General features: G+C 36.8%; 13 protein-coding genes. 8 read left to right on the forward strand and 5 right to left on the reverse strand.

Going from position 1 to position 14,176, the window contains the following annotated elements; all coding sequences use genetic code 11:
* The coding region (locus U0839_RS06590) for a cold-shock protein (RefSeq protein ID WP_413550319.1) at nucleotides 1-182 on the forward strand (182 nt) is incomplete at its 5' end.
* Between the two features lie 85 nt (nucleotides 183-267).
* Here U0839_RS06590 and U0839_RS06595 read toward each other — a convergent pair.
* Nucleotides 268-3,099: an ATP-dependent DNA helicase gene (locus tag U0839_RS06595; protein ID WP_155565613.1), complete on the reverse strand. Its 2,832-nt coding sequence runs from the start codon at nucleotides 3,097-3,099 to the stop codon at nucleotides 268-270.
* Nucleotides 3,100-3,225: 126 nt separating this feature from the next.
* On the opposite strand from U0839_RS06595, the gene U0839_RS06600 reads away from it, so the two are divergent.
* Both U0839_RS06600 and U0839_RS06605 read left to right on the forward strand, forming a co-directional pair.
* On the forward strand, nucleotides 3,226-4,839 hold the full coding sequence (locus U0839_RS06600; protein WP_413550320.1) for a lysine--tRNA ligase: 1,614 nt from the start codon (nucleotides 3,226-3,228) through the stop codon (nucleotides 4,837-4,839).
* A 51-nt stretch (nucleotides 4,840-4,890) separates the two neighbouring features.
* Nucleotides 4,891-6,957 carry a lysylphosphatidylglycerol synthase domain-containing protein gene (locus tag U0839_RS06605; RefSeq protein WP_198185212.1) on the forward strand — a complete coding sequence of 689 codons (2,067 nt, stop codon included), beginning with the start codon at nucleotides 4,891-4,893 and terminating at the stop codon, nucleotides 6,955-6,957.
* Here U0839_RS06605 and thpR read toward each other — a convergent pair.
* Nucleotides 6,954-7,499: an RNA 2',3'-cyclic phosphodiesterase gene (gene thpR, locus U0839_RS06610; RefSeq protein ID WP_155565610.1), complete on the reverse strand. Its 546-nt coding sequence runs from the start codon at nucleotides 7,497-7,499 to the stop codon at nucleotides 6,954-6,956. The genes U0839_RS06605 and thpR overlap by 4 nt on opposite strands.
* 137 nt (nucleotides 7,500-7,636) lie before the next feature.
* On the opposite strand from thpR, the gene U0839_RS06615 reads away from it, so the two are divergent.
* The 5 genes from U0839_RS06615 (at nucleotide 7,637) to cyoD (ending at nucleotide 12,647) form a co-directional block, all read left to right on the forward strand.
* The gene (locus U0839_RS06615) at nucleotides 7,637-8,407 is read left to right on the forward strand and encodes a Bax inhibitor-1/YccA family protein (RefSeq protein WP_122123732.1); all 771 of its coding nucleotides are present in this window, start codon (nucleotides 7,637-7,639) and stop codon (nucleotides 8,405-8,407) included.
* Between the two features lie 353 nt (nucleotides 8,408-8,760).
* Nucleotides 8,761-9,699, forward strand: a complete 939-nt coding sequence (gene cyoA / locus U0839_RS06620) for a ubiquinol oxidase subunit II (RefSeq protein WP_155565945.1) — start codon at nucleotides 8,761-8,763, stop codon at nucleotides 9,697-9,699.
* A gap of 4 nt (nucleotides 9,700-9,703) precedes the next feature.
* Nucleotides 9,704-11,692 carry a cytochrome o ubiquinol oxidase subunit I gene (gene cyoB / locus U0839_RS06625; RefSeq protein ID WP_155565609.1) on the forward strand — a complete coding sequence of 663 codons (1,989 nt, stop codon included), beginning with the start codon at nucleotides 9,704-9,706 and terminating at the stop codon, nucleotides 11,690-11,692.
* Nucleotides 11,692-12,312: a cytochrome o ubiquinol oxidase subunit III gene (cyoC, locus tag U0839_RS06630; protein ID WP_196424137.1), complete on the forward strand. Its 621-nt coding sequence runs from the start codon at nucleotides 11,692-11,694 to the stop codon at nucleotides 12,310-12,312. The genes cyoB and cyoC overlap by 1 nt, the downstream gene beginning before the upstream one ends.
* Nucleotides 12,312-12,647 (forward strand): cytochrome o ubiquinol oxidase subunit IV, encoded by a 336-nt coding sequence (gene cyoD / locus U0839_RS06635; protein WP_110438187.1) that lies wholly within the window; start codon nucleotides 12,312-12,314, stop codon nucleotides 12,645-12,647. The genes cyoC and cyoD overlap by 1 nt, the downstream gene beginning before the upstream one ends.
* A gap of 112 nt (nucleotides 12,648-12,759) precedes the next feature.
* On the opposite strand, the gene fdxA is transcribed toward cyoD, so the two are convergent.
* The 3 genes from fdxA to U0839_RS06650 form a co-directional block, all read right to left on the reverse strand.
* Entirely contained in the window at nucleotides 12,760-13,092 is a 333-nt protein-coding gene (gene fdxA, locus U0839_RS06640; protein WP_155565608.1) for a ferredoxin FdxA, read from the reverse strand.
* A 147-nt stretch (nucleotides 13,093-13,239) separates the two neighbouring features.
* A complete protein-coding gene (locus U0839_RS06645; protein ID WP_413550322.1) occupies nucleotides 13,240-13,521 on the reverse strand; it encodes a hypothetical protein in 282 nt (93 codons plus the stop codon).
* On the reverse strand, nucleotides 13,518-14,176 hold a 659-nt coding region (locus U0839_RS06650; RefSeq protein WP_413550323.1), incomplete at its 5' end, for a hypothetical protein. The genes U0839_RS06645 and U0839_RS06650, both read right to left, overlap by 4 nt.

A 14,176-nucleotide genomic window follows, 5' to 3' on the forward strand; every position in this document is an offset into this window, starting at 1 on the left:
GGTTTAATCCTACAAAAGGATTTGGTTTTATTGTCCCTGAAGAAGGTGGCAAGGACGTTTTTGTGCATATTACAGCTGTTCAGGCTGCTGGACTTCGTGATTTGAAGGAAAATCAGCGTGTAAGCTATGATATTGTAACAGAAAGAGGTAAAGCTGCTGCAGCTAATCTCAAGCCTTTGTAAGATCGAAGCATACGATTACTGGTATTAGAGTTATCTATTTACCGTAAGCAAGCCAGCTCTTTTGATAAAGAGCTGGTTTTGTTGTTTATGATGATTTATTTTTCATAAAAAGGGTCGTCTGATTGATTACCTCTTGTAGGCTCTGTCTTCGTATCGGAACATTTTTTGGGAAAGCGGACAATACACGAGTTGGTGTACGACGGTCCAAAATAATAAAAATTCCCTTGTCTGATTGATTACGTATCAATCTGCCAAAAGCCTGTCTTAAGCGCAAGCGAACAATTTGCTCATCATAAAGATCGGGTTTGTCTTTATAAAAATACTTTCTTCTTTCTCGATAAAGAATATCAGGGCGAGGCCAGGGTATTCTTTCAAATACAACAAGGCGTAAAGAATTACCTGGAATATTGATTCCATCCCGCATGGCATCAGTACCCAATAGACAGGAGCGCATATCATTTTTAAACAATTCAACCAGACTATTATTACTCAATGGATCGATATGTTGTGCAAAAAGAGAAATATTATTTTTTTCCAAAGATTCATTAATCTGGTGATAAATTGCACGTAACCGATGAATTGCTGTAAACAATCCCAATGCACCACCTTTGGAGGCCTTGAATAAATGCAGGTAGGCATGGGCCACTTCATTGATGGAATGAATATTAATGTCATTAACTACAAAAACACGGGCTTGCTTGTCATAATTGAAGGGACAACTTAATGCAGCTCTAAGAGGTTGAACGGGAAGATGTTCTGTCCCAACTCTTTGTTCGGCTGCTTGCCAGGATGCTTCTGTGTCATTGTTACTTTCATCGCGTAAGGTTGCAGAGGTGAAAAGCATACCTTGTATTGAAGGTGCCAGCATTTTCATCAATGGAATGGTTGGGTCAAGCCAATGATGAAATAAACCTACGTCTGTTATATTTTTATTCTTATGTTCAGATTTCAGAAATGAAACATGAGTTTTAGGTTGGCTATTGGAATGTTCTGGTTTATTCAATGAAGTCAAAAGATCCAACCATAGATTTAAGGGAGTAACCGCTTTCCGGGTTAATGTTGCGTGAGTTGTCTCAAGTCTCTCAAGGGACATTTTGTCCAGAGAGTCTTTTTCATTATTTAATTTGGTTTCTATATTGCGTGTAAATTTTAAAAGACAGTTTAGCAATTTTTGAAAGGATTGAATTAAATTTGGTACAAGTGCAACTAATTCCGGTAATAGCGGATAGAGATCGCATTCATATTGTCTTGTTTCCGCGTAGGACTGATTGATAATTTGGTTACGGGAAAAACGGGCTTGTATTTGCTGATATATGAGGTAAAAGAAACGCTCAGATAAATTGGTTAGGTTTTCATCCTTATTGTCATGAAATGATGCAAGATGACTTGACCAATTTAAGGGGGGTAAAATAAAGGCGGAATCAATAATTTCTTCCAAATCCTTTTCAAGCGCTTTATTGCCAATAATTACGTCATGAATACGCTTTTTCAATCCTTTTGAACGTGTATTGTTTCCTTCATTTCCTAATAGCCATCGTCTCAATTCGCTGGTTTCAGTAGCCGAGAAAGCGGTTGAAAAAGCTGAATCGGCTGCATCCGATATATGATGGGCCTCGTCAAAAATCAAGCGGGACGGTAGATTACTTTCCCATTCAGGAGAGGCATTATCTAAAGACCAGGCAAAGTGGTTAATGACCAGGGCGTGATTTGCAATAACAATTTCTGCATTTTGGGCTCTGCGAATGGAATGTTCAACAAAACAAGTCTGGTAATGTGGGCAACTTGCATGAATGCATTCACCGCGTCTTTCAGCAAGAATAGATAATATTCTGTTGTCAAAAAGATCATGGAACCAGTTGGGCAGGTCACCTCCAAAAAGATCACCATCATTGCTTTGTTCAGCCCAGTTGCATAATAAAATAATGGCGATATTATTACCGTTACCATCATTTTTATTGAAATGAAGCGTAATATATTCATCTAAATTTAATAAACATAAATAATTCTCTCTACCTTTTCGGACAACAATTTTTTTCTTGCGGGTGACAGGATCTGGATAAAGATGATGGAATTCATGTTCGATTTGCCTTTGTAAATGGCGCGTGTAGGTATTTATCCAAACTGTTCCTTTATTGTGTTCAGCCCATAAACTTGCTGGAGCAATATAGGCAGAGGTCTTTCCTGTACCTGTTCCTGCCTCGGCTAATACAATATTGGGTTTTCCCTGTTCCACACAAGGTTCAAATGCATAACGGGCAACATCTGTAAAATCAATTTGTCCAGCTCGATCTTCAGCGCCAGGTCCCAGAATTTCGGCCAAACGATTAAAGGTTTCCTGGCGTTTGACAGGAAATTGGCTGGGTTGGGGACGTGGGGAAAGTTCTTGCCATTTTGGTAATCGTTGCCATATTCTGAGCGCGTCAGAAGCTTGCAGTTGTTGCGCTGGTAACGGTAGAGAAATATCAAGTGCAGATAATAATATTGGAGCCCATAACCATTGTGCATGATAGAGGGCCGCTAGCCGAGCGGCAATCAGGTCTTTGTTGCCATGATTATATTCTTCCTTGAATTTTAGGATAAGATAATCGCAGATAATTATTAAAAAATCAGCTTCAGGATTTAAAGGCATGGGGATTTTTAATGCATTGGCAAAATTTGTGACTGTATAGCCGAAGGATTGAACGGGAAATACAAATGCGGCAAGTTCAAGCAAATCAAGCCACCGGTCAGTATGAATGGTTTTTGGGGATTTTAGTTTACGGTAGGTATAAGATTTGTGTATGATCAGCAATTCAGTTGTTTGTTCAAGTTCAGCAATCAATGTCTGTAACGGTAAATTAAGAATTTCTCCATCCGTATTAAATAATGAAAACTGATTATCATGAATAATTAATGCGGAATAATCTTTTAAAACCATTTATTTTCTAACAATTCATACGTATATGATAATATATTGATTTTTATCCTGTTAATCTAACAGATAATAGTTTTTTAAATCCATATTTAATCAGAGGGCAGGCATTTTTATAGTGGCTGTAAAATAATGACAATAAACGATTTTTCTTCTTTTACTTCAATACCCAAAATATGGCCTTTCGAGGAAGCCGTAAAATTGGCTGAACATGTTCGGAATAAAAAAGATAAATCGGATAAACCCGCCTTGCTTGAAACAGGATATGGTCCTTCTGGTTTACCGCATATCGGAACGTTTGGCGAAGTGGCTCGCACTTCTTGGGTCAGCCAGGCATATCAGGCCCTGACAGGGAAAAAAGCGGTCATTCTTGCATTTTCAGATGATATGGATGGTTTACGTAAAGTTCCAGAAAATGTACCTAATCAGGAAATGTTAAAAGAACATTTAGGAAAACCTTTGTCAAGTATACCTGATCCATTTGGAACACATGAATCTTTTGGTGCACATAATAATGCCCAACTTTGTTCCTTTCTTGATCATTTTGGATTTGAATATGAATTTGCCTCCTCAACAGAATATTATCAATCAGGAAAATTCGATTCCGCTTTGAAAAGAATATTGGAAGTTCACGACAAGATAGTTGCTGTAATTGCACCGACACTGAGAGAAGAAAGACGGGCCACCTATTCCCCTGTGTTACCTGTCCATCCTGAAACGGGAATTGTTATGCAAGTTCCTATGGAAAAAATTGATCCGGTATCTGGAACTATTCAATGGCGTGATGGGAATGGCAAGCTTTTTGAAACCCCTGTTACAGGTGGATATGCAAAATTACAATGGAAAGCTGATTGGGCAATGCGCTGGTATGCCCTGGGGGTAGATTATGAAATGTCAGGAAAGGATCTGATTGACAGTGTTCGACTTTCAAGCAAGATTTGTAAAATTCTTGGTGGCACTCCACCAGCCAATCTAACATATGAATTATTTCTTGATGATCAGGGGCAAAAAATTTCAAAATCGAAAGGAAATGGACTGTCGATTGAAGAATGGTTGCGATATGGTCCCTCGGAAAGTCTTGCGCAATATATGTTTAATGCACCTAGACGGGCGAAAAGATTATTTTTTGATGTTATACCCAAGACTACAGATGAATATCTTAAACATGTTGAAAATTGGCAGAAATCAGAGCGGGGAGATGATAGTGTCGGACCCGTTGAAAAAGAAAAGAAATATGCTAATCCTGCCTGGTTCATACATGGAGGTGTTTTACCAAAAAAAGCGGGAAGTCCAATTTCATTCGCAATGTTATTAAATCTTGCCAGTGTTACGAATGCGGAAAGAGCCGAAATATTATGGGGATTTCTTAAACGATATGATGAATCTGTATCGCCAGACAATAACCCCATGTTGGCTCAGCTAGTAGAGAATGCCCTGGCATATTATGCTGATTTCATTCGTCCCCATAAGGTTTATCGTACACCGGATGAACGAGAGGCAAGGGCTTTGATTGAGTTATCTGTTGAATTGAAGAAATTGCCAGCGGAAGAGCATAAACCTGATATTTTACAAAATTTGGTGTTTGCAATCGGTAAAAAATACGAATTTGAACCGTTAAGGGATTGGTTTGGTTGTCTTTATGAAGTGTTACTCGGACAAAAAGATGGGCCACGTTTCGGAATGTTTATCGCCGTATATGGAATAAAAGAAACAATAGAGTTGATTAACAAGGCGGTAAAAAGATAAATATAAGAAGATCGAAAGATTTTGCTTTATCAATTATAACATAGAAGATTCATGCAGCCATCGGATTTCGAAAAACTCAATAACACCCAGAATGATGGGAAACATTATAAAAACACGGGTTGGAAGATTCATTTAAAATATTGTTCTCGTATTCTTGGTGTTTTGTTATTCATGGCTGCAATTTATGTTGTGCAAAAGGAATTCAAACATCTCAGCCTGAAAGAGATTAAGCTATCTTTTGAACAAATTCCCACTTTTTCCTTGTTAATGGCTGGAGCGTGCACCTTATTGTCATTTTTTGTCCTGTCGTTTTATGATAAAATGGCTGTTAGACAAATTGGATACCGCTTGTCTTTTTTGAAAACTGCCTTTGCATCTTTTTGTTCCTATGTGCTTTCACATAATATTGGTTTATCGGCAGTTTCTGGAGCAATGGTTCGTTTCCGGTTATATGGGAGTTGGGGGCTTAAGCCTTTAGAAATCCTTCAGGTTATCGCCTTTTGTTCCATTACCTATTTTATAGGTGTTGCGGTGCTAGTAGGCGCGTTATTAATATTTAAATCGAATTCATTACCAATCATTGGGCAGGCATTGCCAGGCTGGATATTTATTTTTATCGGAATTGTCGCGTGGTTAGGGGTCTTTGGTTATATTTTTCTTTCATTCCGATGCAACACGTTAAAAGTCTGGAAATATACTTTATCGTTTCCTCGACCATCCATGGCTATTTCACAAATTGTTGTCGCAACTGCTGAAGTTATAATAACGGCTGCAATCCCTTATTGTGTCGTGCCGTCTCATTCAATCATGATCGGTTATCCTGCACTTGATTTTATGTCTTTTATGGCGATTTATATCGCTTCTTATATTGCCGGGTTAATATCAAGTGTACCTGGAGGTGCAGGGGTGTTTGAGGGCAGCATGATATTGGCTTTAAAAAATTATATGCCAATGGCCAATATTATGTGTGTTATATTTGTTTTCCGGTTTTTGTATTATTTAATACCATTGTTTATTGCAGGCAGTATGTTTGCAGTGCATGAAATTTTAATTAGAAGCAAATCCATATTTGATAAGCCCAGAAAAAAGAATTTGTTACGATTCAATCCATCTCTATTCATTGATGAAAATCTGCGGGAGAGTGATGCGGCTTTTTCTGTAGCCATTGCAGCAGCGGCAGTTTTTATTTGCGCTTTGATTGATCTGGCTGTGCCTTTGTTTGATTCAGGATTGATTCTTCACGATGCAGGAACTTTTTCATTATTTATTGAACTTACAGGCGATTATATTTTATCATTTTTAGGTCTTATCCTATTAACTCTTACGGTGTCATTAGTCCGTAGAATTACACTCGCATGGGGATTAAGTCTTTGTATTTTAATTGCATCAGCAGTAATTACGTTGATTATGGGAACTTATCTCATTATTCCGGCCATACTGACTTTGGTTGCGTTTTTTATTGCTCCGTTTAGAAAATGTTATTATCGATCAGCCAGTTTAACGGATGCACCGTTTTCCAGCAAAATTATAGTAGAGGTTATTTTATTTTTAACCACTGTATTGATAATAAACTGGTTAATCCCGCAATCAATTGCTCAATATGGAGTTGTTCAGGTTTTTTTCTCTGGCAATATTTCAATCGCAACAAAAATAATTATTGCAGTGGTGGGAATAAGCGGAATTTTAATATTGTTTAAACTGATGCTTCCAGCAAAAATAGTTTCATGGCCCTGGTCAGGGGAAACTAAAGAATTATATCGGGTTATGTCTGATACAGACAATAAATTACTGGATGATATTAAACCGAATGGTATCTTGATCTGCTCAAAGGAGGGAACGGCTATACCTTTTATTCGTAAGGATAATTTTTTAGTCGGAATAGGAGATCCCGTGGGTAATGAACGTGAAATTGTCAATACTATCTGGCGTCTTAGGGATTTGGCGTTACAGGAAAATCGGTCTATTGGTTTTTGGGGTGCGGGAAAAAAATACCTGACCATTTATCACGATTTTGGATTGGCGAGTTTGAAACTGGATAAAACGGATCATTTTGTTTGTTGTGAAGTCCAGTATGCTAGTTTTATGATTAATCTGATTGGTAAATTCAAAAAATCTTAAGTTTGAAAAGATAATGGATAATTTTTCTCAATTATGTAATTGGGCTGCTCCTTACCAGGATACGAGCTGAACAATGAGAAGTGGGTTATTTCAATATCGGGAATTTTTAACAGGTTATAATGATTCAACCATTGTTTGATATGTTCTTGAGGAAGGTAAGAACCTTTCCCCAGTGTAATATGGGGAACAAATTTTTGTTTTTGAGTTTTGATTTCTAATTGTCTTAAGATTTGTTCCACTTTTTTACGTAAATGAACCAGACTCTCCGAAGGCTGGATCCCCGCCCATAATATTTGGGTATTGGATGCTGTTTGAAATAGATTAACCTTATCAATTGTCAAATTGAATGAAGGGGGCGATATTTTTTCAAGTGTTAAATCAAGATCATTCAACAGATCATAGTCATTAATTTCACCTATAAAATTTAGTGTGAGGTGGTAAGTCCCAGGGTCATACCATCTTACATAAGTCAAACTACCTCTTAATTGACTTAAATGGCGAGTTACATAATCTGGGAAATCAATACCTATAAATAAGCGCATATGATCAATTCTGTTTTTATAATTCAACTCTTTGCGTATTAATTATGAATATAACATATTTTTTTTCAATGCTTGATATTTGGGCTGTAAATGAAATATATTATATAAGTCTATGAAAATTTTAATGAGTAAAGTAAATGGTATTTCGTCCTGATTCTTATAACAATATGACCAATGTCAATGCCAAAGTTGCATATGATGCAGGTCTTAGAAATTATATGCTTCGTATCTATAATTGGATGGCATCAGGGTTGTTGCTAACTGCATTAGTTTCATATTTGGTTGTTAACACATCTTTAGGTGATATATTTTATCATCCGGTAGTGATGGGGTACAGAACCATTGGAATCACTCCAACATTATTGGGTTATATCGCTATTTTTTCACCATTGGCATTTGTATTGGTAATGTCCTTTGGGGTCAATCGTCTTTCAACGCAAGCTGCACAAACGCTTTTCTGGGTATTTTGTGGTGTCATGGGCGTTAGTATGGCAAATATCTTTTATGTATATACAGGTGAATCCATCGTAAGGACGTTTGTAGTCACAGCAGGTATGTTTGCAGGAATGTCTTTGTGGGGATACTCAACTCACAAAGATTTGACAGGTATTGGTTCTTTTTTAGGAATGGGCCTGTTTGGTCTTGTTTTAGCCATGGTTGCGAATATTTTTTTCAAAAGCGGACAACTAGGATTAATCATTAATATAGTTGGAGTGATCATTTTTACAGGTCTTGCCGCTACGGATACTCAACGTATTAAGCTTTCATATCAAAATCTCTATCAATATGAAGGGTCTGATATCGTACTTAAAGCCAGCGTTTATGATGCATTAAGTATGTATTTGAATTTTATCAACCTGTTTCAGTTTATGCTGCAATTCATGGGTGTTCGTCAAAACGATAACTAGGCTTAAAATAACAGTTTTATGAATGTTGAAAATAGTGCTGTTTTTTTTCAGCACTATTTTTTTGACTATAGGTATAATCCATAATCAATATTTAAAATAAGTGCTTGCTTATAAAGTGAGTTGTAATGGGATGTTATTTATAGTAAACAATTAGATATAAAATAACATTATACTAAGATCATGATTATATGTCTAAATTTAGAAAAAATTGTGGTCTTTTTATGAAGAATGAATTTTATGTAAAAATTTAATAATATAAAACTGTTTTTTTATATGATTTCTCAATTAAAAAGAAGTTTTATAAAATAAACACGCTGATGAGTTGAGCGATGTCAGAATCAACGAGGCATAGAATGAAAAAATTATTACCGAAAATTACATTATCGGTAGTGGGTTTAACATCTACTCTTATGTTGGGTGGATGTAACTTGGTTTTATTTGATCCAAAAGGACCGATAGGACAAAGTGAGAAAGAATTGATTATGATGACGGTAGGGGCAATGCTTTGCGTTGTTATTCCCGTTATTATTGCAACCTTAATTATTGCAAGACGTTATCGTGCATCAAATACCAGTGCGACATATTCACCAAAATGGGATTTCTCACTTCCGATTGAAATATGTATGTGGGGAATTCCAATGTGTTTGATTGCTTTTCTTGCATATAAAACATTTGTTTCATCTCATGAATTGGATCCTTATAAACCAATCGCTGCACCTGCTGATAATCCACAAGTCAAGCCAATTGATGTTCAGGTTGTTGCGTTAAACTGGAAATGGTTATTTATTTATCCTGAATATGGTATAGCCACAGTTAATCAATTGGTGGTACCTGTTAATACACCAGTTTCCTTCCGATTAACATCCGATGCGACAATGAACTCTTTTTGGATTCCGCAGCTAGGGTCACAAGTCTATGTAATGGCCGGTATGCAAACTCAATTGCATTTATTGGCTTCTACAGAAGGTGATTATTTTGGGGAATCCAATAATTACAGTGGTGCTGGATATTCAGATATGAAATTCCGTACATTGGTTAAAGATGAAAAGGGATTTCAGGACTGGATTGAAAAAGTTCGTGCGTCTTCTCAAGACTTGAACAATGAAACATATGCTAAACTGCATGAAGATAGTATTAAAAATCCAGTTGAATACTATGCTCATGTTGAACCGGTTTTATTCGATACAATCATAGCAAAATATAACAATGGTATGGTTATGGATAAAGCTACTGGGCAAATGATTCATATGAGCTCAAGTCAATCTGGTGAAATGAAGCACGCAGAGGAATAGATAAATGTTAGGTAAATTAAGTCTTTCGGCTATTCCATATCATGTACCTATATTGGTAGGGACATTTATTGGGGTAGTTATTGTTGGATTGGCTGTTTTAGGAGCGATCACATACTATGGTAAATGGGGTGTATTGTTCAGAAACTGGCTTTTCTCGGTTGATCACAAGCGTATCGGTATAATGTACATCGTGCTTGCACTTGTTATGTTATTCCGTGGATTTGCGGATGCTATCATGATGCGTCTGCAACAGGCCATGGCTTATAATAGTCCTGGTTACCTGCCTCCATCGCATTATGACCAAATTTTCACTGCTCATGGTACAATCATGATTTTCTTCATGGCCATGGCATTTATGCAGGGTTTATTTAACCTTATCGTTCCTTTGCAGATTGGTGCCCGTGACGTCGCTTTTCCATTTATTAACTCATTAAGTTTTTGGTTAACGACTGCTGGTGCTATACTAGTTAACATCTCTTTGTTTATTGGTGATTTCTCGACTGCTGGTTGGTTGGCCTATCCACCTGTTTCTGAATTGCAGTTCAGTCCTGGCGTAGGGGTAGACTATTATATCTGGGCTGTTCAGATTTCCGGTGTTGGAACGCTTTTGACCGCTGTTAACTTTATAACTACAGTTGTCAAAATGCGTGCCCCGGGAATGACATGGATGCGTGTTCCTGTTTTCACATGGACTGTTATTGCATCTTGTATCATGATTTTTACGACATTCCCTGCCTTGACAGTAGCTGTGGCTGAATTGGCACTGGATCGTTATTGTGGAATGCATTTCTTTACCAATGATGGTGGTGGAAATGTAATGTTGTATTTGAATCTGATCTGGGCATGGGGACATCCTGAAGTTTACATTCTTGTAATTCCTGCCTTTGGTGTTTTCTCGGAAGTTGTTCCTGTATTTTGCAAAAAACCATTATTCGGTTATGCAACAATGGTTTATGCAAGTTTGGCGATTACGACCTTGTCCTTGCTGGTTTGGGTTCACCACTTCTTTACAATGGGTGCCGGAGCAAATGTTAATACCTTTTTTGGTATCATGACGATGATCATTGCCATCCCAACAGGAGTTAAGGTCTTTAACTGGCTCTTTACCATGTTTAGAGGGCGTATCGAATTTACTGCACCAATGTATTGGACAATCGGATTTATGATTGTTTTCGTTATTGGTGGTATGACCGGGGTTATGCTTGCAATTCCAGCCAGTGATTTCGTTTTGCATAATAGTGAATTCTTGATTGCTCACTTCCATAATACTATTATTGGTGGTGTTTATTTTGGTTATGTCGCGGGAATGAATTTTTGGGCTCCAAAAGTAACCGGTTTCAAGATGAGTCAGAAACTTGGTAAGGCCGCATTCTTTTTCTGGTTCTTTGGATTCTTCCTTTCATTTGTTCCATTATACATTACCGGATTTGATGGAATGGTTCGTCGTTTGAATCATTATGACAATCCCAATTGGCATTTCTGGTTACAGATTGCCTGTGTTGGTGTATTTTGTATCCTTTGTGGTGTTGTTTGCCAATTATTACAGATTTTCCTTGGTATTATTAACGCGAAAAAACCTGAAAATATTGATGTAACGGGTGATCCATGGGATGGTCGTAGTCTTGAATGGTCAACTTCTTCTCCAGCTCCTGTTTATAACTTTGCTCATATTCCAGTTGTTCAATCACGTGATGCTTATGCATATAATAAAGAGCATGGAATTGATACACGTCGTACGTCTGAAACCTATAAGGATATTCTTATGCCCAAAAACACGTCTGCAGGTTTTTGGCATGGCATGTTTGCATTGGTTCTGGGATTTGCGGCAGTTTGGCATATCTGGTGGCTTGTGATTGTTACCGTAATTCTTAATTTTGTATTAGCTATTGGCTATAGCTTTAAAGATGATAAAGAATATGTCATTCCTGCTTCAGAAGTTGAACGTATTGAAAAAGAACATTCTCGTAAACTTATGACACAGGTGGCTGAATAATGGCTGAGAATATGAGTACAACGATGTCAAATACTTCACAAAATGTTCATGAACACGAACATGAGCATGAAAATCATTCATTCTTTGGCTTTTGGATGTATTTGATGTCGGACTGCATTGTCTTTGGGTGTTTATTTACCAGTTATGCGGTTTTAAGAAATCAGTTTGCTGGTGGACCAACCAGTAAAGAAATGTTTGAACTGGGACGAGTGGCTATTGAAACTGCCTTGCTGTTGACAAGTTCACTTACCTTCGGTTTCGCGATGATTCAGGCGCGTCGTAACAGTAACAATGGAACACTTTTATGGATGGTGGTCTCAGCCATTCTTGGTTTAGGGTTCCTTGTTTTGGAAGTTCAAGAGTTTATCGCTTTTGTTCAACATGGTGCCTCACCAACCGTCAGCGCTTATTGGTCGGCATTCTTTACACTTGTTGGAACGCATGGCTTACATGTTACTTTGGGTCTGATTTGGATGACGGTTCTGATGATTCAATTGGTAACAAAGGGTCTAAACAAAACAATGATGCCAAGATTGGCTTGTATGAGTTTATTTTGGCATTTCTTGGATATTGTTTGGATTTGCGTATTTAGTTTCGTTTACCTGTTGAGTATGGCATAATGACAGAAAATCACACTACAGCCTCAGAGGAGGCAGGACACGGCTCTGTAGCATCCTATATAGTCGGGTATGTATTATCGATCATCCTTACGGTAATTGCTTTTTATATCGTTATGGAACATATGTTTTCAACGATGGCTACTGCAACTACGCTTGGGGTATTGGCAGCATTACAAATTATTGTTCAGTCAGTATTCTTCTTGCATGTCAGTGTGTCTCCAGAAAAACGTGTTGATTTGGTAAGTTATGCATTTTCGCTTTTCGTAGCAATCGTTATTGTATTTGGAACGTTATTCGTAATGCATAATGCAAGTTATAACATGATGTCTCGATAATTATATTTACGTTTTGTCCTGTAAATCATTATGGGGCAAAATGAAATCAAGTTATAAAAAAACCCTTTATCAAATGATAAAGGGTTTTTTATTGATTAAAGACTGATATACATTAGCTTTTATGCGGTTCCCGGGAAAGCATATCTTTTTTATCAGGCTTTCCGTTCCATTCATCAGCATCCGAAGGTGTATTTTCTTTTCTTGTAATGTTTGGCCATGTTTTGGACAGTTCAGCATTGATCTCAATCCAGTCGGTAGAACGATCATCACTGTCAGGGAATATAGCTTCTGCAGGGCATTCAGGTTCACATACTCCACAATCGATACATTCTTCTGGGCTTATAACTAGAAAATTTTCACCCGCATAGAAGCAGTCGACGGGACATACTTCTACACAATCCATATATTTGCAGCGGATACAGTTTTCTGTGACCACATAGGCCATTGTTTTCTCCGATTCATACTAGTTAAATAAGGGTTTTTCCCTAAATAATTGTTTTTCTTAATTATATAAAATAGCTTACTTATATAAGTTAGGTATCATCTTGATGACTAACAAGAAAATTATTCATTTTCTTTATTACATCAGAATCTATTTTTCAAGAATTTCTTTGTATAAAGAGTGACATAATTTTGCTGAAACTCTTCGGGTTGAAAAACCCAAGATCTGTATTACCCTGCTACTGTTGTTCCAGGGAATGGTAATGATATCGTCTTTTTTTATTAAAGTTGCAGGTTTGATAACTGCTTTTGAATTTTTTTTTATAATTTTGTATCTTATCGAGAAATGACTGATCGATCGGGATTTATATATTCTAGCATGCCAAAGCCAGATATCAATACGTTGACAGGTTAGCTCAGTTTGATAGTTCATGTACGATTCAAAAGTAGGTTTTTAAGAATGTTAAATGGATTATCTTGGGTAAGATGCGTCATATGTTTAATTTTGCGCTGTTTTTTTATTTTAATTTTCTTAATTAATAAGGGTGCTGGAGGGCCAAATTTTTCATATGATAATTTTTCAGGTTTTTTGGGTTGCAATTTTAGCGATTTAAGTAGTGGAATAATATTATCATTATAATATGGAACAGGCGCTATCCATTTTTTATGAAAACAAACAGGATGTTTTTTTGACGCTTTCTTAAGCTTGAACGTCAATTTTTCTGCAATATCCAATCTGATGATCTGTTTATTGGCAACAAGCCATCCCATCTTGGCAACAAGATTTTTGTTCATTTTCGTAGAAGTTGAATAAGCAACTTGTTTAGGTGAAAGTAAAACAGGATTAGCAATCTGTTCATTGAGTGTGAGGAGTGTATGTCGTAAATAATATTGTTTTTCTTTAAAAAGGTTTTCGATATAAATTGCGTGATTTCCATAATGAATTTTGTAATGTTTCAATTGTTTAATTGTGTCTTTTGACAAATTGAAATATTGTTCAGTCCATAAAATGCCACCATTTTCATAAAGTTGATGCAGAATTCCACGTAGTTCTGATGTGTTGTTATCATTATCCAAGGCATTAAAAA

The organism is Commensalibacter sp. A3DC (assembly GCF_047307945.1).
In the GTDB taxonomy this organism is placed as follows: domain Bacteria; phylum Pseudomonadota; class Alphaproteobacteria; order Acetobacterales; family Acetobacteraceae; genus Commensalibacter; species Commensalibacter melissae.